The sequence below is a fragment of the Staphylococcus sp. HMSC068C09 genome, from assembly GCF_001813735.1.
Taxonomy (GTDB): Bacteria; Bacillota; Bacilli; order Staphylococcales; family Staphylococcaceae; genus Staphylococcus; species Staphylococcus hominis.
The window spans coordinates 1-381 of record NZ_KV813776.1; the positions used below are offsets into that span (position 1 = coordinate 1).

1 pseudogene is annotated in these 381 nt (G+C 38.3%); it reads right to left on the reverse strand.

The window, feature by feature from the left end:
• Window positions 1–381: pseudogene (locus tag HMPREF2930_RS09540) on the reverse strand (FIVAR domain-containing protein); the annotation flags it as partial.

Here is a 381-nt window from a genome sequence, read left to right on the forward strand (position 1 = left end):
ATTTTAGTCATTTCATTATTGTATGCAGTCACACTTGCTGGTTTCTTACCTTCGGTAACTCCTACATGATTTAATCCTGGGCGTTTTTGTTCTAGCACCAACTTATCTGCTTTTAATGCATTTTTTGCTTCAGTTAATTGAGTTAATGCTTCTTCTACTTTCGCTTTCTCATTTCTGATTTCTTCAGCTGTCGCATCTCCATTGTTAATCACGCCTTGGGCTTCTGCACTAATTCGCTCTGCTTCTACTTTTTTCGCTCTATAATTATCTGCTGTTGCTGGCGTCATTCCTGGTGTTGGATCTTCTTCACCAATCGCTGCATCTAATTTCGCTTTTGCTTTCACTAATTCACTGTTGTTTTCTTTGTCGTGAAGTAAACTA